This is a genomic window from Desulfitibacter alkalitolerans DSM 16504, from assembly GCF_000620305.1.
GTDB lineage: Bacteria > Bacillota > DSM-16504 > Desulfitibacterales > Desulfitibacteraceae > Desulfitibacter > Desulfitibacter alkalitolerans.
In genome coordinates this window covers 24,311-39,534 of sequence record NZ_KK211103.1, presented here as the reverse complement: position 1 = coordinate 39,534, position 15,224 = coordinate 24,311, and the positions used below count along the sequence as shown (strand labels likewise).

General features: G+C 38.7%; 13 protein-coding genes, 3 tRNA genes and 1 riboswitch. Of the genes, 13 read left to right on the top strand and 3 right to left on the bottom strand.

Annotation, left to right across the window (positions count from 1 at the left end):
* Positions 1–15 precede the first annotated feature (15 nt).
* The 12 genes from K364_RS0116640 (at position 16) to menC (ending at position 12,626) form a co-directional block, all read left to right on the top strand.
* Positions 16–1,296, top strand: a complete 1,281-nt coding sequence (locus tag K364_RS0116640; protein WP_028308955.1) for a (Fe-S)-binding protein — start codon at positions 16–18, stop codon at positions 1,294–1,296.
* Between the two features lie 89 nt (positions 1,297–1,385).
* Positions 1,386–1,985 carry a LutC/YkgG family protein gene (locus K364_RS0116635; RefSeq protein WP_051534161.1) on the top strand — a complete coding sequence of 200 codons (600 nt, stop codon included), beginning with the start codon at positions 1,386–1,388 and terminating at the stop codon, positions 1,983–1,985.
* Positions 1,986–2,041: 56 nt separating this feature from the next.
* On the top strand, positions 2,042–4,246 hold the full coding sequence (ldhH, locus tag K364_RS0116630; RefSeq protein WP_035269973.1) for an L-lactate dehydrogenase (quinone) large subunit LdhH: 2,205 nt from the start codon (positions 2,042–2,044) through the stop codon (positions 4,244–4,246).
* Positions 4,247–4,424: 178 nt separating this feature from the next.
* A complete protein-coding gene (locus K364_RS0116625) occupies positions 4,425–5,126 on the top strand; it encodes a FadR/GntR family transcriptional regulator (protein ID WP_028308952.1) in 702 nt (233 codons plus the stop codon).
* 102 nt (positions 5,127–5,228) lie between these two features.
* Positions 5,229–5,304, top strand: a tRNA-Lys gene (locus tag K364_RS0116620).
* Between the two features lie 14 nt (positions 5,305–5,318).
* Positions 5,319–5,393: transfer RNA gene (locus K364_RS0116615), tRNA-Glu, on the top strand.
* A 5-nt stretch (positions 5,394–5,398) separates the two neighbouring features.
* Positions 5,399–5,474: transfer RNA gene (locus K364_RS0116610), tRNA-Phe, on the top strand.
* A gap of 157 nt (positions 5,475–5,631) precedes the next feature.
* Positions 5,632–6,366 (top strand): hypothetical protein, encoded by a 735-nt coding sequence (locus K364_RS0116605; protein ID WP_035269970.1) that lies wholly within the window; start codon positions 5,632–5,634, stop codon positions 6,364–6,366.
* A gap of 124 nt (positions 6,367–6,490) precedes the next feature.
* Positions 6,491–6,669: riboswitch (cobalamin riboswitch) on the top strand.
* Between the two features lie 75 nt (positions 6,670–6,744).
* The gene (cobT, locus tag K364_RS0116600) at positions 6,745–7,800 is read left to right on the top strand and encodes a nicotinate-nucleotide--dimethylbenzimidazole phosphoribosyltransferase (protein WP_028308950.1); all 1,056 of its coding nucleotides are present in this window, start codon (positions 6,745–6,747) and stop codon (positions 7,798–7,800) included.
* A 146-nt stretch (positions 7,801–7,946) separates the two neighbouring features.
* Complete coding sequence (locus tag K364_RS25820) at positions 7,947–10,619, top strand: PAS domain S-box protein (RefSeq protein WP_051534160.1); 2,673 nt, start codon at positions 7,947–7,949, stop codon at positions 10,617–10,619.
* Positions 10,620–10,689: 70 nt separating this feature from the next.
* Positions 10,690–11,520, top strand: a complete 831-nt coding sequence (locus K364_RS24555; RefSeq protein ID WP_051534159.1) for a GNAT family N-acetyltransferase — start codon at positions 10,690–10,692, stop codon at positions 11,518–11,520.
* A complete protein-coding gene (menC, locus tag K364_RS0116585) occupies positions 11,517–12,626 on the top strand; it encodes an o-succinylbenzoate synthase (protein WP_028308949.1) in 1,110 nt (369 codons plus the stop codon). Before K364_RS24555 ends, menC begins: the two co-directional genes overlap by 4 nt.
* 117 nt (positions 12,627–12,743) lie before the next feature.
* Here menC and K364_RS0116580 read toward each other — a convergent pair whose 3' ends face one another.
* From K364_RS0116580 to K364_RS0116570, 3 genes are read right to left on the bottom strand one after another with little or no spacing between them, the layout of a single operon-like run.
* Positions 12,744–13,535 carry an ABC transporter permease gene (locus K364_RS0116580; protein WP_028308948.1) on the bottom strand — a complete coding sequence of 264 codons (792 nt, stop codon included), beginning with the start codon at positions 13,533–13,535 and terminating at the stop codon, positions 12,744–12,746.
* Entirely contained in the window at positions 13,535–14,224 is a 690-nt protein-coding gene (locus K364_RS0116575; RefSeq protein ID WP_051534158.1) for an ABC transporter ATP-binding protein, read from the bottom strand. Before K364_RS0116575 ends, K364_RS0116580 begins: the two co-directional genes overlap by 1 nt.
* On the bottom strand, positions 14,217–14,534 hold the full coding sequence (locus K364_RS0116570; RefSeq protein ID WP_035269968.1) for a PadR family transcriptional regulator: 318 nt from the start codon (positions 14,532–14,534) through the stop codon (positions 14,217–14,219). Before K364_RS0116570 ends, K364_RS0116575 begins: the two co-directional genes overlap by 8 nt.
* 542 nt (positions 14,535–15,076) lie before the next feature.
* Here K364_RS0116570 and K364_RS26780 point away from each other — a divergent pair.
* The gene (locus K364_RS26780; RefSeq protein WP_156946507.1) at positions 15,077–15,223 is read left to right on the top strand and encodes a hypothetical protein; all 147 of its coding nucleotides are present in this window, start codon (positions 15,077–15,079) and stop codon (positions 15,221–15,223) included.
* The last annotated feature ends 1 nt before the right edge of the window (position 15,224 follow it).

Sequence of the window (15,224 nt, the reverse complement as noted above, 5' to 3'; positions counted from 1 at the left end):
AGGGGGAATTAAAGCATGGCAATTTATGATGATCTGAAAAATATTGAAAATGAGATTATTAAATGTATGAACTGTGGGAACTGCCAGGCTGTCTGCCCTATTTATAAAGAAACACTTGGAGAATCAGGTGTAGCCAGGGGAAAAATTCAACTGGCTAAGGCTCTCCTTGAGGGTAAATTAGAATATACAGATAAAATGGCTGAAATATTAAGCCTCTGCCTAACTTGTCGGGCGTGTGGGGCAAATTGCCCCTGTGGAGTTCAGCCTGAGAAAATTATTCTTGCCACTAGAGCAGCCATGGCCAGGAAAAAAGGTATTCACCCTATAAAAAGAAGGATATTTGATGTTCTTAAAAGACCAAAGCTATTTAAGTTTGGAATGACAGCAGGCAGCAAGTTTCAAGGTCTTGGTATGAAAAAGGTAAAGGGCAAAAACCTTGCTTCACCAAGATTTCCAATTGGTTTAGATATGAGGAGAGTCATACCAAGGCTGGCAGATATCCCTTTGATTAAAGAGCTGCCAAAGGTCAACAAGGTTGACAATCCCAGGTGTAGAGTTGCCTTTTTTATAGGATGTGTAAACAACTACATCTATACAGATGTAGGCAAATCAGTTGTAAATGTATTGTTGGCCAATGATGTTGAAGTGGTTATACCTGAACATCAGCACTGCTGTGGAATACCAACCTTAATGCATGGTGACCTGAACACAGCAAAGGAGATTGCCAAGTACAATCTTAATGAATTGAGCAAAGAAAATGTTGACTATATTGTTACTGCTTGTGGCACCTGTGGAAGTGCCTTGTCACATCACTATCTAGATATATTGGGTAATGAAAGCGGCTACATTAATGTGGCAAAGAAGATAGCTCCAAAGGTTTATGACATTTCAGAGTTTCTAGTAGAGGTAATTGATTACAAAAAACCACAGGGAGAAGTAAAAGAAAGAGTCACTTATCATGACCCATGTCACCTTGTAAGGGGAGATAAGGTTGTAGCAAAGCAGCCAAGAGAGATTCTAAAGAGTATCCCCGGTTTGGAATTTGTTGAAATGTCCAAGCCAGACCGCTGCTGTGGAAGTGCCGGGTCCTTTAGTTTAACCCACTACGAAATGTCCAGCTCAATTAGAAATAAAAAGACAGAGGACATTCTTTCTGTAAAACCAACAATGCTTGTAACAAGCTGTGGTGCATGCAAAATGCAGTTAGAAGACGGCCTCCATCAAGCAGGAGAGGATATTCCCGTTTTTCATGTAGCCCAGCTATTAGAAAAGTCATATAATAATGAAAAAAAATAAACTGCCGCTGCCATCAGCTTGCCTACTGAAAAACCGAGAAAATTCATAAATATATAGGTTTCACTTATATACAAGAAGGAGTGAGAGTTATGGGACAATCAGCTAAGGTCTTCGACTGGCAGATAAACATACCAGCGAACCAGGATATTGATGCACTATTTAATACTTTCAAAGAGAAAGCGGAAGCACTTACTGTAAAGGTAATCAGGTGCGTGTCTAGTGAGGAAGCTGAAAAAGCAATAAGCAATGAGATTAAAGAAGGCGGCTTTAAGAAAGTTGTATCAGTACCCCTTGAAAAAATAAATTTAGAGGCAGTCAAGCAGCGGGCCCAGGAAGATGGTGTTGAGTTTACAACAGATTTAAACAGGGACGTAATTGAACAGTCTGAATTGGGTATTTCTGAATTTGATTTAGGAATATCAGCACTAGGGTCCATTGTTCAGGATGCCACAGATGTTTATAAAAGGCTGGTATCAACATTACCACCAACTCATTTAGCCGTTATTAACACCAGGTCACTGGTTGGAACCTTTGAGGATTCCCTTGATGTGATTCAAAAAACCTACGGAAATGAGGTTCCGGGATTTATAGCCTATGTGACAGGTCCAAGTAAAACAGCTGATATTGAGAGAGTATTAACAATTGGTGTTCATGGGCCTGGACGTTTAATAATTATATGTGTTGACTAAAAAACTCGGGTAAATTCATCTGAATTCAAAATCCTGTCAATGGGGGAGTGGGAATTATGCCTATAGATCAAACTTTTAAGAAAAGTGTTAATAAAGCACTTAATGATCCTAACCTAAGAGGAGCCCTGGGCAAATTCGGGGACGTTTTCCCAGTTGCAAGAGCTGCGGTGTATAGTGAGATTGATTTTGAAGCCTTAAGAACAGAAATCGCAGAAATAAAATCTTCGGCAGCTGCCCGTGCAGAGGAGCTGGCACAGCAATTTGAAGCTAATATAGTTAGAAGGGGTGGTCAGGTCCATAGGGCTGCTGATGGCAATGATGTGGTTAAAATCCTAACTGAAATTGCTAAAAAAAGAAATGCCAGGCTTTGTGTCAAAGCAAAATCAATGGCAACGGAAGAAATTCATCTTAATGAAAAGATGAAAGATGTAATGGAAATGGTAGAGACAGACCTTGGTGAGTGGATTATCCAGCAGGTTGGAGAAAAACCATCCCATATGGTTATGCCTGCTATTCATTTAAGCAAGGAACGCTGTGCCGAAATTTTTTCTGGGGCATTAAAGAAAAAAGTAGAACCAGATATAAAACTAATGGTAAGACTGGCAAGAGAAACCCTGCGTGAGAAATTTTTAAAGGCTGATATTGGTGTGTCAGGCTGTAATGTTGCCGTTGCAGAGACTGGTACAATGTGTTTATTCATGAATGAGGGTAATGGAAGGCTGACAACTACCCTGCCTCCAGTTCATGTGGCAATCTTTGGCTATGAAAAGCTTGTGGAAAAGTTTAAAGATGTTGCTCCCATAGCCAAGGCTCTCCCAAAAAGTGCTACAGCCCAGCCCATAACGGCTTACACAACAATGATCACAGGTGCTGTACCAACCTTAAAAGATGGCATAGGACCAGAAATCATTGACAAAGAGCTCCACGTGATAATTCTAGACAATGGCAGAAAGGAATTATTAAGGGATCCTGTGTTTAAACAAATGGCCCAATGTGTGCGTTGTGCTTCATGCCTTAATGTTTGCCCAACCTACCAGTTAGTAGGAGGTCATGTTTACGGGCACATTTATGCAGGTGGTATTGGTGTTCTCCTAACATCCTTTTTTAACAGTAAGAGAGATGCTGAAAAGCCTCAGGAAATGTGCATTGGCTGCGGCCGCTGTAAAGAGTTTTGCCCTGCAAAGATTGAAATACCGGAACTAATAATGGAAATGAGAAGCAGAATTAGAAAAGAAATACCCTTGCCCTTTATACAAAATACAATTATAGAATCAGTTTTAAAAAACAAGGGGTTGTTCCACTTTGGTTTACGTCAGGCTTCATGGGCACAAAAGCCATTTGTTGCTGAAGGTAAAGATGGCAGCAAATTCATTAGAAAACTTCCACTGGGCTATTCAAAGCTTTCCCATTGGAGAAGCTTACCAGCAATTGCTCCGAAACCATTTAGAGACATTATAAAGTCGGTGAAGCAAAATGTGGAGAATAAGAAGGGTAAAGCAGCCTTTTATGGAGGATGTGTAATTGACTTTGCATATCCTGAAATAGGTGAGTCTTTGGTCAGGGTTCTAAATAAAAAGGGATACGAGGTAGTTTATCCACAAGAGCAGACATGTTGTGGAGCACCGGCAAAATATATGGGCAGAAATGATGCTGCTGCAGTAATAGCTAAACAGAATTTATCCTCCCTTGCTAAAGATGAATACGATTATATAGTAAGTGCTTGCCCCACCTGTACATCAGCACTTAAGCATGATTGGATGGACTGGTTAGCAGGTGATAGTGATGCAAAGGCAAAGTCTGATGCCCAAAAAGTTTCTGAAAAAGCAGTTGATTTTATAAAGCTTGTTCATATTCTGGATTCAAATGAACAAGGTCTTAGTGTTAAGGAAGTTGCCGCTGCATGTGATGTAGCTTGTACAAGTCCCATTAAAGTCACCTATCACGATTCCTGTCACTTGAATCGCGGCATGGGTGTGAAAAAAGAACCTAGAGAAATATTACAGGCAATGCCACATCTAGATTATACAGAAATGGAAGAGGCAGATCGCTGCTGTGGTTTTGGCGGCTCCTATTGTGTGAAGCTGCCAGAGGTTTCTGCAGAAATGCTAAATCGTAAGCTTAAAAATGTGGAAAATGCTGATGCAGCATTGGTTGCTGTTGACTGTCCAGGGTGCTTAATGTCACTGCGGGGTGGTTTAGATGTTAAAAAATCTAATACAAAGGTATTACACACGGCACAAATATTAGACGGTAAATACTAAACACATCATGCCCTGTTAAGTATAAACTTTTCAGGGCAGTTTTTTCTTTTGTGCTCAATATTACCTTTATTAGGGTGAATTTTAATATAGACGTTGACATGAGGAAATGCTAAACTTTAAAAAGAAGAATGTAAGAAAAATTATTACTAAACTAAAGGTAAGATGAGGGGTATGCTTAATGCAATTCAAACCAATAAAACCCAGAAAAATTTATGAGCAAATTGTAGAACAGATTAAGGCAATGATTACTGAAGGAAACCTAAAACCAGGTGATAGATTGCCATCGGAAAGAGAGATGGCAGACAGACTTAAGGTTAGCCGTGCATCAGTGAGGGAGGCTTTAAGTGCCTTACATTTAATGGGTCTGGTTGAAATTAAATCTGGTGAAGGCACTTTTATTAAGCAGACAAGCATTGATTCAATTATTGAACCCCTTGCGTTAGTTTTGTTGATGGAAAGGGATACTGTCATTGAAATCTTAGAGGTACGTAAAGGATTAGAGGTAGAAGCGGCTGGTCTGGCGGCAATGAGACGTGATGAAGAGGACCTGGCAAAGATGAGGGAAGCCCTGGATGAAATGAAGCGAGATGTTGATCAATCAGAAATTGGTGAAAAGGCGGATTGGAAGTTCCATTATACAGTTGCCCAGGCTTCACAAAATGTTTTATTAACTAGGCTTATGAATACTGTATCAGATACCATTGAAAATACCATGCGCACCAGTCGCCAAAAGCTGTATTCAACAGAAAGAATGCCCCAAACACTTTTAGATGCTCATGAGGGTATTTATGAAGCTATAAAAAATGGTGACTCAATGGAAGCTCGTAAAAGAATGTTTGAACATCTTTTAATGGTAGAAAATAATATGATATCAGAGTAGGCTGCTTTAAATGGATGATTTGAAATATAATGAAATTATTTAAAACATTTTTCTATTGACACTTTGGATTTAGTAGTGTACACTTGTGACTTGTTGACATGAGAGCCATTAGCTCAGTCGGTAGAGCACCTGACTTTTAATCAGGGTGTCCCGCGTTCGAGTCGCGGATGGCTCACCATTTAATTTTAAAATGGCCCGTTGGTCAAGCGGTTAAGACACCGGCCTTTCACGCCGGTAACAGGGGTTCGAGTCCCCTACGGGTCACCATATATGCCTCGGTAGCTCAGTCGGTAGAGCAGAGGACTGAAAATCCTCGTGTCGGTGGTTCGATTCCGCCCCGAGGCACCATCAAACAAAAACAAGACAAGGTGACGTTTCTCTTGTCTTATTTTTTTACCTGCTTTAACTGCTGAGAAATAATATTACATTGGTAAATAAGGCTTTTTATAAAATCTGTATGGTTGTATAATAGGTAGTAAGGATATTAAATATGGGAGAGAACATTATGGATAAAATTAGAGCAGCCATTGAGTGTACAATAATTGAAGCCGTTCAGAAAAGTCCCTTTGGCTTCAGGGAACCCTTAATAGGATATGCCAATCCAAATGACCCTTTGTTCCTGGAACTAAAAAAATTACATCCTCATCACTTAATGCCCGAGGACCTATTAAAAAATGTCAAAACCATTGTAACTTTTTATGTTCCCTTTAATATAGAAATAGCACGATCCAATAGAGATGGAGTCAGGGTCTCAGAAAAATGGGCAAGTGCATATATTAATGCCAATTCTTTAATAAATGAAATATGCATATTATTAAGTGAGAGGCTTAATGCTTTAGGAATTGAAACTGCTTATCAAAAGGCTACACATAACTTTGACGAAAAAACTCTTACAGCTGCCTGGTCTCATAGGAGTATTGCCTACATCGCAGGTCTGGGTACATTTGGAGTTAATAAAATGCTAATAACTCCAGTTGGATGTGCAGGCAGATTTGGCAGTATTGCTATTAGCCACTTTATAGAACCAACAGTAAAGCCTGCTAAGGAATATTGTCTGTTTTATGAAGGAAAGGGCTGCTTGAAGTGTGTAAAAAACTGCCCAGTTGGGGCATTAACTGAAAATAGTATTAATAAACCTTTATGTTATGAAAGGCTCCTAAAAGTAGCTGATGAGCACAGTGCCATTGGTTTTGCAGATGTATGTGGAAAATGTATTGGGCCTTGTGCTAACTATAAATAAACTTTGGAGATTGCCCATAATCAAAGCTTTTTGAAAATAATAGAGAGATAATGAATGATGCCCAAAATAATGGTGTTCAAAATATATTGAAATTGATGGTCAACAATATTATAATGTCAATAAATGAATATTTAATGTATTAGGTGCCCAGATATGGGGTAAAAGGGAAACTGGTTAGATTCCAGTACGGTCCCGCCACTGTAATCGATGAGTCAGGTTATGTCACTGGAGGTTTCTCTGGGAAGGCTGGCCACAGGCGTTTGAATCGGGAGTCAGGAAACCTGCCTAAAGCATTAGGTCTTTAAGGATGATGGAAAAGTTCTTGAGCTGTTAAGCTTGGGAACTTTTTTTATACATTAAAAGGAGGAGGTAAACAAAGTGAAACTATTCAAAGAAACCCTTGAAAGCATTGTTAAAACTAATCCAGCCATGGGAGAAGAAACTCAGAAAAGGTTAGACAATCTAACTAAACCACCTGGGAGTTTGGGGGTGCTGGAGAAAATTGTCGTACAGCTAGCACAGATTCAGGAAAATCCCCTTCCAACACTAGGGGATAAGGTGGTAATGACAATGGCAGGTGATCATGGGGTGGTAGAAGAAGGTGTTAGTGCTTTTCCCCAGGAAGTGACACCCCAGATGGTACTTAATTTCTTGTATAATGGTGCGGCAATAAATGTCTTATCTAACCATGCTGGAGCCAGGGTAGTTGTTACAGATGTGGGAGTAGCCGGGGAGCCAATAGACCATCCGGACTTAAATAATTGCAGGGTCAGACCTGGTACAAGGAATATGGCAAAGGGGCCAGCCATGACAGAGGAAGAGGCAGTAGCTGCCATTGAAGTGGGTATTAAGCTGGTAAATGAAGAAATTGATAAAGGTGCAGCATTGATAGGAACTGGGGAAATGGGGATAGGAAATACTACTCCAAGCAGTGCCATTCTTGCATGCTTTAGTGGGAAAGATGTGGAGTTTATTACTGGTAGAGGTACTGGGGTTGATGACCATGGGCTGATAAAAAAACAGCAGGTAATTAAAAAAGCCCTGGAAGTTAACAATCCAGATCCAACAGATGCACTAGATGTTTTAAAAAAGGTTGGTGGATTGGAGATTGCCGCCTTAACAGGTGTGATTCTCGGAGCTTCAGCAAGAAGGGTGCCGGTTGTTATAGATGGTTTCATTTCAACAGCAGCGGCTTTAGTGGCTTATAACATGAAGAAGGAATGCAAAGAATATATGCTTGCTTCCCATTTATCTCAAGAACCGGGACACAAAATCATGTTAGATTTCATGGGCCTACAGCCTGTTTTGTACTTGGATTTAAGGTTAGGAGAGGGTACAGGAGCAGCTTTAGCTTTTCATCTAATAGAAGCAGCTGTTAAGATAATCCATGAAATGGCTACCTTTGAAGAAGCAGGGGTTAGTAACAAAGAATAAGGCTTATGAAAATGGCGACAAATCAGTTTGTTGCCATTTTTTTACGTAATCCCAGAAAAACTTCTCAAAGAAACAAGGTTATTAGAAAATAATGTAGAATTCTCAGATAATGTGTTTTTGTTTAATTAAGGCTGGGTGATAAATAAATGTCTTCTACACAAAAAAAGAAGGATGATACCGGAATTTTTATGTTAGAAAATAAGCACTTTGAAGCCCTTTTCAAAAATGCGACTGATGCCATTGTATACTTTGATAGAGAAAACAGAATAGTAGAAATCAATAGCAGATTTACAGAGCTTTTTGATTACCATATTGATGAAATCAGGGGCAAAAAAATTGAGGATGTGTTAGTAGGTGAATTAGAAAATGAGACATATCTTCATGAGTATGCAAGGGCAGTAGAAACTTCTAAAGAGATATTATCAGGCAAATCTAATTCTTTTGAAACTGTAAGATATGGAAAGGGAAATAAGCCAGTTAACGTTATTGTTAAAGGAATACCAATTATAATAAATGAAGAAGTGGTTGCAGGCTACGGTATTTATTCAGATATTACACCTCAAAAACAAGTTGAAAATGCTCTTAGAGAAAGTGAAGAAAAATATCGCTCCTTTTTTCAAAATGTATCAGTAGGAATTGGTGTTTCTGATATTAAGGGCTATACATTGACAGCAAATGAGACATTGTGCAATTTCTTGGGTTATACAGTTGAAGAAATGTCCAGGATGCATTTTTCTAAGTTTTCATATTATGAGGATTTGCAAAAGGATATACATTTGTACAACTCATTAATAACCGGTGAAATTGAGAACTACTGTATTGATAAAAGGTATGTTAGAAAAGATGGGCAGATTATCTGGGGTCGTTTAAACATTTCACTTGTAAAAGATGCTGAAGGTAATTTCAAGTATTTAAGTACTGCTATAGAAAATATAGATGAACGAAAGCGCGCAGAGGTAGCCCTTGAGGAATCGGAAAGAAAAATGGCTGATATTATCAATTCGCTGCCTGAGGCTACTTTTGTTATAAATAAATACGGAAAGGTTTTGTTATGGAATAAGGCTATTGAAGGACTTACTGGTATCAAGGCTGAAAGCATCATTGGCAAAGGCAATTATGAATACGCCCTGCCATTTTTTAACTCAAGAAGACCCATACTAATAGACATGGTATTAAATTATAACCAAGAACTGGCCAGAGGATATTCATACATGGAAAGAGTGAAGGATGGATCTTTAATAGGCGAGGTCTTTTGCCCGGCAATTGGTGATTCAGGTGCCTATCTTTGGGCTAAAGCAACTCCCCTTAGAGACAAGGATGGCAACATTGCAGGAGCAATTGAATCCTTTAGAGATGTTACAGAGCGTAAAAAAGCCGAGAAGGAATTACGGTATCAGAAACAGTGCTTTGAGACATTATTTAGAAACTCCTTTGAAGCTATTGCTTTATTGAATAAGAATCATGAAATTATTGAAGTAAATAGTGAGTTTGAAAGAGTATTTGGGTTTGGTTTGGAAGAAGTCAGGGGCAAAAACATTGATTTATTGTTGGCTCCTGGAGAAAAATTAGCCGAGGCAAAGGAAATTACGAAAAATGTTTGTAATGGAAAGCCAATATGTTTAGAAACAACTAGATATTCAAAATCTGGTCGCCCCATACATGTACAAATAAAAGGCGTCCCCATAGTTATAGATAATGACGTTGTAGGGGTCTATGGGATATATGACGACATAACTGAAAGAAAACTCCATGAAGAAAGGCTTAAATACCTCTGTATGCATGATGTCTTAACCACCCTGTATAATAGGAATTACTTTGAGGAAAACCTCAGACGATTGGACACAGGAAGACAGCTTCCATTAAGTATTATCATTGGAGATGTAAATGGCTTGAAACTGATAAACGATGCTTTTGGTCATGGTGAGGGGGATAAGCTCCTTAAAAAAATTGCCAAGGTTTTCAAAAAAATATGCAGGAGTGAGGATATAGTATGCAGACTTGGCGGGGATGAGTTTGCCTTCATTTTTCCCCAAACAGATGAATATGTAGCTGAAGAAATATGTAATCGCATAAAGAAAGAATGCCTTAGAGCCGATGATGAGCCCATCCCCCTTAGTTTAGCATTTGGTGTGGCTACAAAAAGGGTTGAAAGTGAAAATATGTTGGATATATTTAAAGATGCAGAAGATAGAATGTACAGGAATAAGCTTCTTGAAAGTAAAAGCTCTAAAAGTTCTATTATATCATCACTTCAAAAAACCCTTTCAGAAAAAACCCACGAAACAGACCAACACTGCCAAAGACTCAAAGAACATGCTTTGATAATAGGCAGAGCCCTGGGGTTGCCCGTAAGCAGTTTAGATGAACTAGTGCTTCTGGCCACTTTACATGATGTTGGAAAGGTTGCAATACCAGAACAAATACTCCAAAAACCTGGCCCTTTAACTGAGGAAGAATGGGAAGTTATGAAAAAGCATACTGAGGTTGGTCACAGGATTGCCCAGGCTGCCCCTGAACTACTACCCATTGCTGAAAAAATTCTGTATCATCATGAACGTTGGGACGGGACTGGTTATCCCCATGGATTACACAAAACAGATATTCCACTAGCTTCAAGAATTTTAGCAATAGTGGATGCTTTTGACGTTATGATTAATGGCAGACCATATAAACCTGCACTGGCTATAGGAGATGCCAAGGCTGAGCTAATTAAATGTGCGGGAACGCAATTTGATCCTCATCTGGTTAATATTTTTATTAGGAGTCTGGATATATTAGTGACCAAAGAAGGCAAATTGATTGATCTTAAAAAATTATAGGGAGTGTTAAGCCTGCTGCTGTGATATAGTTAAACTAGCGGTCAAAGATTTATGAAAGGGAGAATTTTGGATGGATGAAAATGCTATTATAATACGCCCCTTAACGGAAATGAAAGAATTCCGTGCCTGTCATACAGTTCAAGCTAAAACCTGGGGCCTTAAGGATATGGAGGAAGTGATTCCTGATCACCAGCTTTTTACAGCCCATAGAAATGGAGGGCTGGTGGTAGGGGCCTTCCATGGCGGGGAAATGATAGGCTTCTCCTATGGCTTTGTTGGCTTAAACCATCAAAACAAGCCAATTTTTTGCTCCCATATTCTTGCAGTTCTTCCCCAGTATAGAGGCATGGGCCTAGGATATAAAATGAAGCTGGCCCAAAGGGAAGGTGTTCTTACTAAAGGAATAGATATAATTAATTGGACATTTGATCCCCTTGAGGCAGCAAATGCAAAGCTAAACTTCACCAAGCTGGGAGGTATATCCACTACATATTATATAAACCATTATGGAGAAATGCTTGATGAGCTAAATAGGGGATTGCCATCTGATAGATTACTAGTTGAATGGCATATAAATACTAACAGAGTTAAGGATATTATTGGAGGAAAAGATATTAAAATGCCTGGGGAAGCTTTTAAAGTACTTGAACTTATACCAGGCACCAATGGTCCAGAGCCATTAATTAGAGAATTTAAAGCAGAAAAAGCAGTACTGCTTGACATACCAGTAGGTTTTCAAAAGCTAAAAAAAGATAATAAAGATTTAGCTCTAAAATGGCGCTTGGCTTTAAGAAATGCCTTATGCCACTATTTTGACAGAGGCTATTATATAAACTGTCTAAACAATATTACAGATAAAAAAGCAACCTATATTTTGGTTAAAGGGGGACAATTGTCTTGAAGATAGAAAAGGTAGAGATCCGGCAGGTTGAATTGCCCTTGCTCAGCTACTTTGAAACCAGTTTTGGCAGAGATGAGGTACGCAAAGCACTTATTATTGGAATTCACAGTGAAGGACTAGATGGATATGGAGAGGTTGTGGCATCTGAATTTCCCGGCTATAGCTATGAAACCCTCGGTACATCCCTGCATGTAATTAAGGATTTTTTAATTCCCATTGCCAATAAGAATAATTGGAGTACTCCCCAGGAATTATCAGATAGATTTGAAGTTGTAAAGGGTCATCCAATGGCCAAGGCAGGTTTTGAGGGAGCTGTATGGGATTTATATGGCAGGCAGCATCAACAGCCCCTAGTAAATTTGATAGGTGGGGTTAAAGAAAAAATAGGAACGGGAGTCAGTATAGGCATCCAGGATAGCATTCCAAAGCTTGTTGAGCTGATAGAAGGCTATTTAGAAGAGAAATACCAGAGAATAAAAGTAAAAATCAAGCCCAATTGGGATCTGGAAATGTTAAGGGAAGTGCGCAAGAAATTTCCTAATATACTTTTAATGGCAGATGCTAATTCAGCTTATACACTAGATGACATTGAACTTTTTAAGGAAATGGAAGACTTGGGTTTAATGATGATTGAGCAACCTCTAAGTCATGATGACATAATTGACCATGCAGCCTTGCAAAAAGAATTAAAAACACCCATTTGTCTGGATGAAAGCATTCTTAATCCGGACGATGCAAGAAAAGCCCATGAACTTGGCAGCTGCAAAATTATTAATATCAAGGTAGGACGTGTTGGCGGCTTGACAAGGTCCATTAAGCTCCATGATATTTGTGCTGATTTAGGGCTTCCAGTCTGGTGCGGCGGCATGCTGGAAACAGGAATTGGTCGTGCCCAAAACCTGGCCCTGGCAGCTCTGCCAAACTTTACAATACCAGGTGATACCTCAGCATCCAAGAGATACTTTGCAGAAGATATTGTAGATATACCTGCTGTCATCAATGCTGATGGAACTATTGATGTGCCAACAGGGCCTGGCATAGGTGTTAATCCTGACCTTGAAGTTATGGATAAATATACCACACTAAAGCAAGTCATCAAACTATAAGACTCATGACGGTTCTTTTGTCTTATAAAAGAATAATTATTTAATTATTTTATCTTATGACGTTCTTTATTTAAAAGCTTTATAGCTGAATCGTCCAGAGTTATAAGGCAGGGCACTTCAAATGTTTTTTAACATAAGCTGGGCACGTTTGTTAAAGAAAGTTCTGTAGCCCAATTGAACTAATATAAAAACAGACAAACCCACGCTTCCTACAATAGCTAACATAATGGCTATCTGATAGGCAATGGCAGTATTGGGTGATATGCCGGCTAAAATTTGTCCCGTCATTAAACCTGGTAAAAATACAATGCCCATACCCATCATTGAATTTATGCTGGGCAGTATTGCAGCGTTATAGGCATCCTGGACAATTTCCATGGAAGCTGCAGCTGGTGATGCGCCTAAAGCAAGGGTTCCCTCAATTAGTTCACGCCTGTTAATCATACCGTGAACTAAGCGTTCTACACCCAGGGATATGCCTGACATGGAATTGCCTATAATCATGCCGGCAATGGGTATAAAGTAACGAGCGTCATACCAGGGCTGCAGGGCTAGAATAACTAACAAAAAATAAAATATGGAGAAGCAGGTGCCTACCACTATTGAAACTGCAATGACCTTCTGCATTGCCCTGCTTAAGGGAATTTTAGTTCTGCCAAAAACATTATAAACCGCAAAGGATAGCATTAAACTTAAGATTAAAATAGTTATCATCCAGTTTTGATTTTTAAATATATAATCCAATAAAAACCCCATTAAGATTAACTGAATTGTCATTCTGACAGTGCCAATAACCAGTTCCCGCTCTTTATTTATTTTGGTCTTATAAAATAAAAGCAATAGGAAAAGCCAAAAGACATAAGCCAGTAATAAATTTCCAATACCAATATTAACAACCTGCTCCTCCATTACAATACCTCCTTGACAATTGAAAAGTCCTTTTTAAAATGAATTAGACAGTCGCTATATTTTCTGCCTATCTGTTCAGAATGGAGAATCATGATTAAATCCCTATCATTGTCCCTTGCATGCTGGGTGATTCTATTAATAATCAACTCCTGGTTTTTTTCATCTAAGGCCGCTGAAGGTTCATCCAAGAGAAAAACTTCTGGGTCCATTAACGTTAGACGTCCCATGCAAATGCGCTGTTTCTCGCCTCCAGACAAAAGAACCGCATCAGCATCTAAAGAAATCTTTTCTAGCTCAAGCCATTTTAGAATATCTAACAATTTATTATCATGGGCCATGTTTTTTTCTGCAACCCTTAAACCAAACAGCAAATTGTCCCTGACAGTACCAGAAAAAATTACTGGGGATTGCATTAACATTACAATCCTTTGCCGTAAGTCCAGAGGATCCATTGATTCCAAAACTTGATTTTTAAAGATAATTTGACCCTGATCTGGGCTTATTAAATTGTTTAACAGCTTTAAAAAAGTACTTTTTCCTGCACCACTTTCACCTAAAATGCAAGTTACCCCTTTAGATATTTCCAGCTGTTCAATAGAGAGGATATGTTTATAAGTGACATTTTGAATAGTAAAAAGGGTTTCAGGGTTTTTGTTTATTTTCATTATATTAGATAGCATATCAGTCATCTTCCATCAACTCCCTTGCTAGTTCAAGAACCTTGGTTTTAGCATTTTTCAAAACCATACTGCCTTTATGGGTTATACTGTAGTACTTTCTTTGTTTGCCTTCTACCGTCTCCATGCCTACTTCTAATAAACCCTGATCTTTCAAATTGTGTAGTATAGGATATAGTGTGCCAGGACTAATTTCGTAGCCGTGACTTCTTAGTTCTTCAATTAGCCATTGACCATATATAGGTTCTTTTTCTGCATGCAGCAGGATGTGGGTTTGAATAAATCCTAAAAAGAGTTTTCTTAAAACCTTATTTTCTTTCATATATATATTTTCACCTTCTTTTTACGATAACCGATAACGATTTTAGATAACAATAAACTAATTTTAGCAAAATGTCAAGTTAGTGATGCAAATTAGTGATGAATATTCAGTAATGTATCTTTTATTAATATTGCAATTTATAATTAGTATTGCAATTATGTATATATTTGACAGGCAATTTGAAATATTATAGAATAATGCTGGACAGTACATATGAGATAAACCTAGGACTTATACAGCTCCTTATTTGCTGATGTTTATGGCTAATAAAGTGTAGGCTGTGGGATAATGTATTTATTTAGTATAAGTTAAGAGCGTAATTTAAGGTATCTCGTGATTATAAAACATAGTAGTTAAAGTAGTCGATGTAGATGATTTTCACATGGACTACTATGTAATCTCGTGGTGTGTAGTCATAGTAGTCCAAGTAGCCCATGTAAATCAGTAGCGTTTATGCCGCGAAAGCCTCTTGACAATGAGTACCGGCATGTTAGGCTGATCCGCCAGGCATCAACCATGCTCTGGCATGGGGGATGCCGGTGATGCCTGCAGACATGCCGGTGGAGGCTCATTGTCAAGAGGACCGTGGAATAAATGCGGCACATCAACTACATGTAGCTGATGTAAAAAACACCGTGGTTACAGGGCTTTACAGCCCTGACCACGAGATACGAAAGGGAGGATTTTAAA

Coding starts and splice junctions, on each gene's coding strand:
- K364_RS0116640 (WP_028308955.1), top strand. CDS start 16: ATGGCAATTTATGATGATCTGAAAAATATTGAAAATGAGATTATTAAA.
- K364_RS0116635 (WP_051534161.1), top strand. CDS start 1,386: ATGGGACAATCAGCTAAGGTCTTCGACTGGCAGATAAACATACCAGCG.
- ldhH (WP_035269973.1), top strand. CDS start 2,042: ATGCCTATAGATCAAACTTTTAAGAAAAGTGTTAATAAAGCACTTAAT.
- K364_RS0116625 (WP_028308952.1), top strand. CDS start 4,425: ATGCAATTCAAACCAATAAAACCCAGAAAAATTTATGAGCAAATTGTA.
- K364_RS0116605 (WP_035269970.1), top strand. CDS start 5,632: ATGGATAAAATTAGAGCAGCCATTGAGTGTACAATAATTGAAGCCGTT.
- K364_RS25820 (WP_051534160.1), top strand. CDS start 7,947: ATGTCTTCTACACAAAAAAAGAAGGATGATACCGGAATTTTTATGTTA.
- K364_RS24555 (WP_051534159.1), top strand. CDS start 10,690: ATGGATGAAAATGCTATTATAATACGCCCCTTAACGGAAATGAAAGAA.
- K364_RS0116580 (WP_028308948.1), bottom strand. CDS start 13,535: ATGGAGGAGCAGGTTGTTAATATTGGTATTGGAAATTTATTACTGGCT.
- K364_RS0116575 (WP_051534158.1), bottom strand. CDS start 14,224: ATGACTGATATGCTATCTAATATAATGAAAATAAACAAAAACCCTGAA.
- K364_RS0116570 (WP_035269968.1), bottom strand. CDS start 14,534: ATGAAAGAAAATAAGGTTTTAAGAAAACTCTTTTTAGGATTTATTCAA.
- K364_RS26780 (WP_156946507.1), top strand. CDS start 15,077: ATGCCTGCAGACATGCCGGTGGAGGCTCATTGTCAAGAGGACCGTGGA.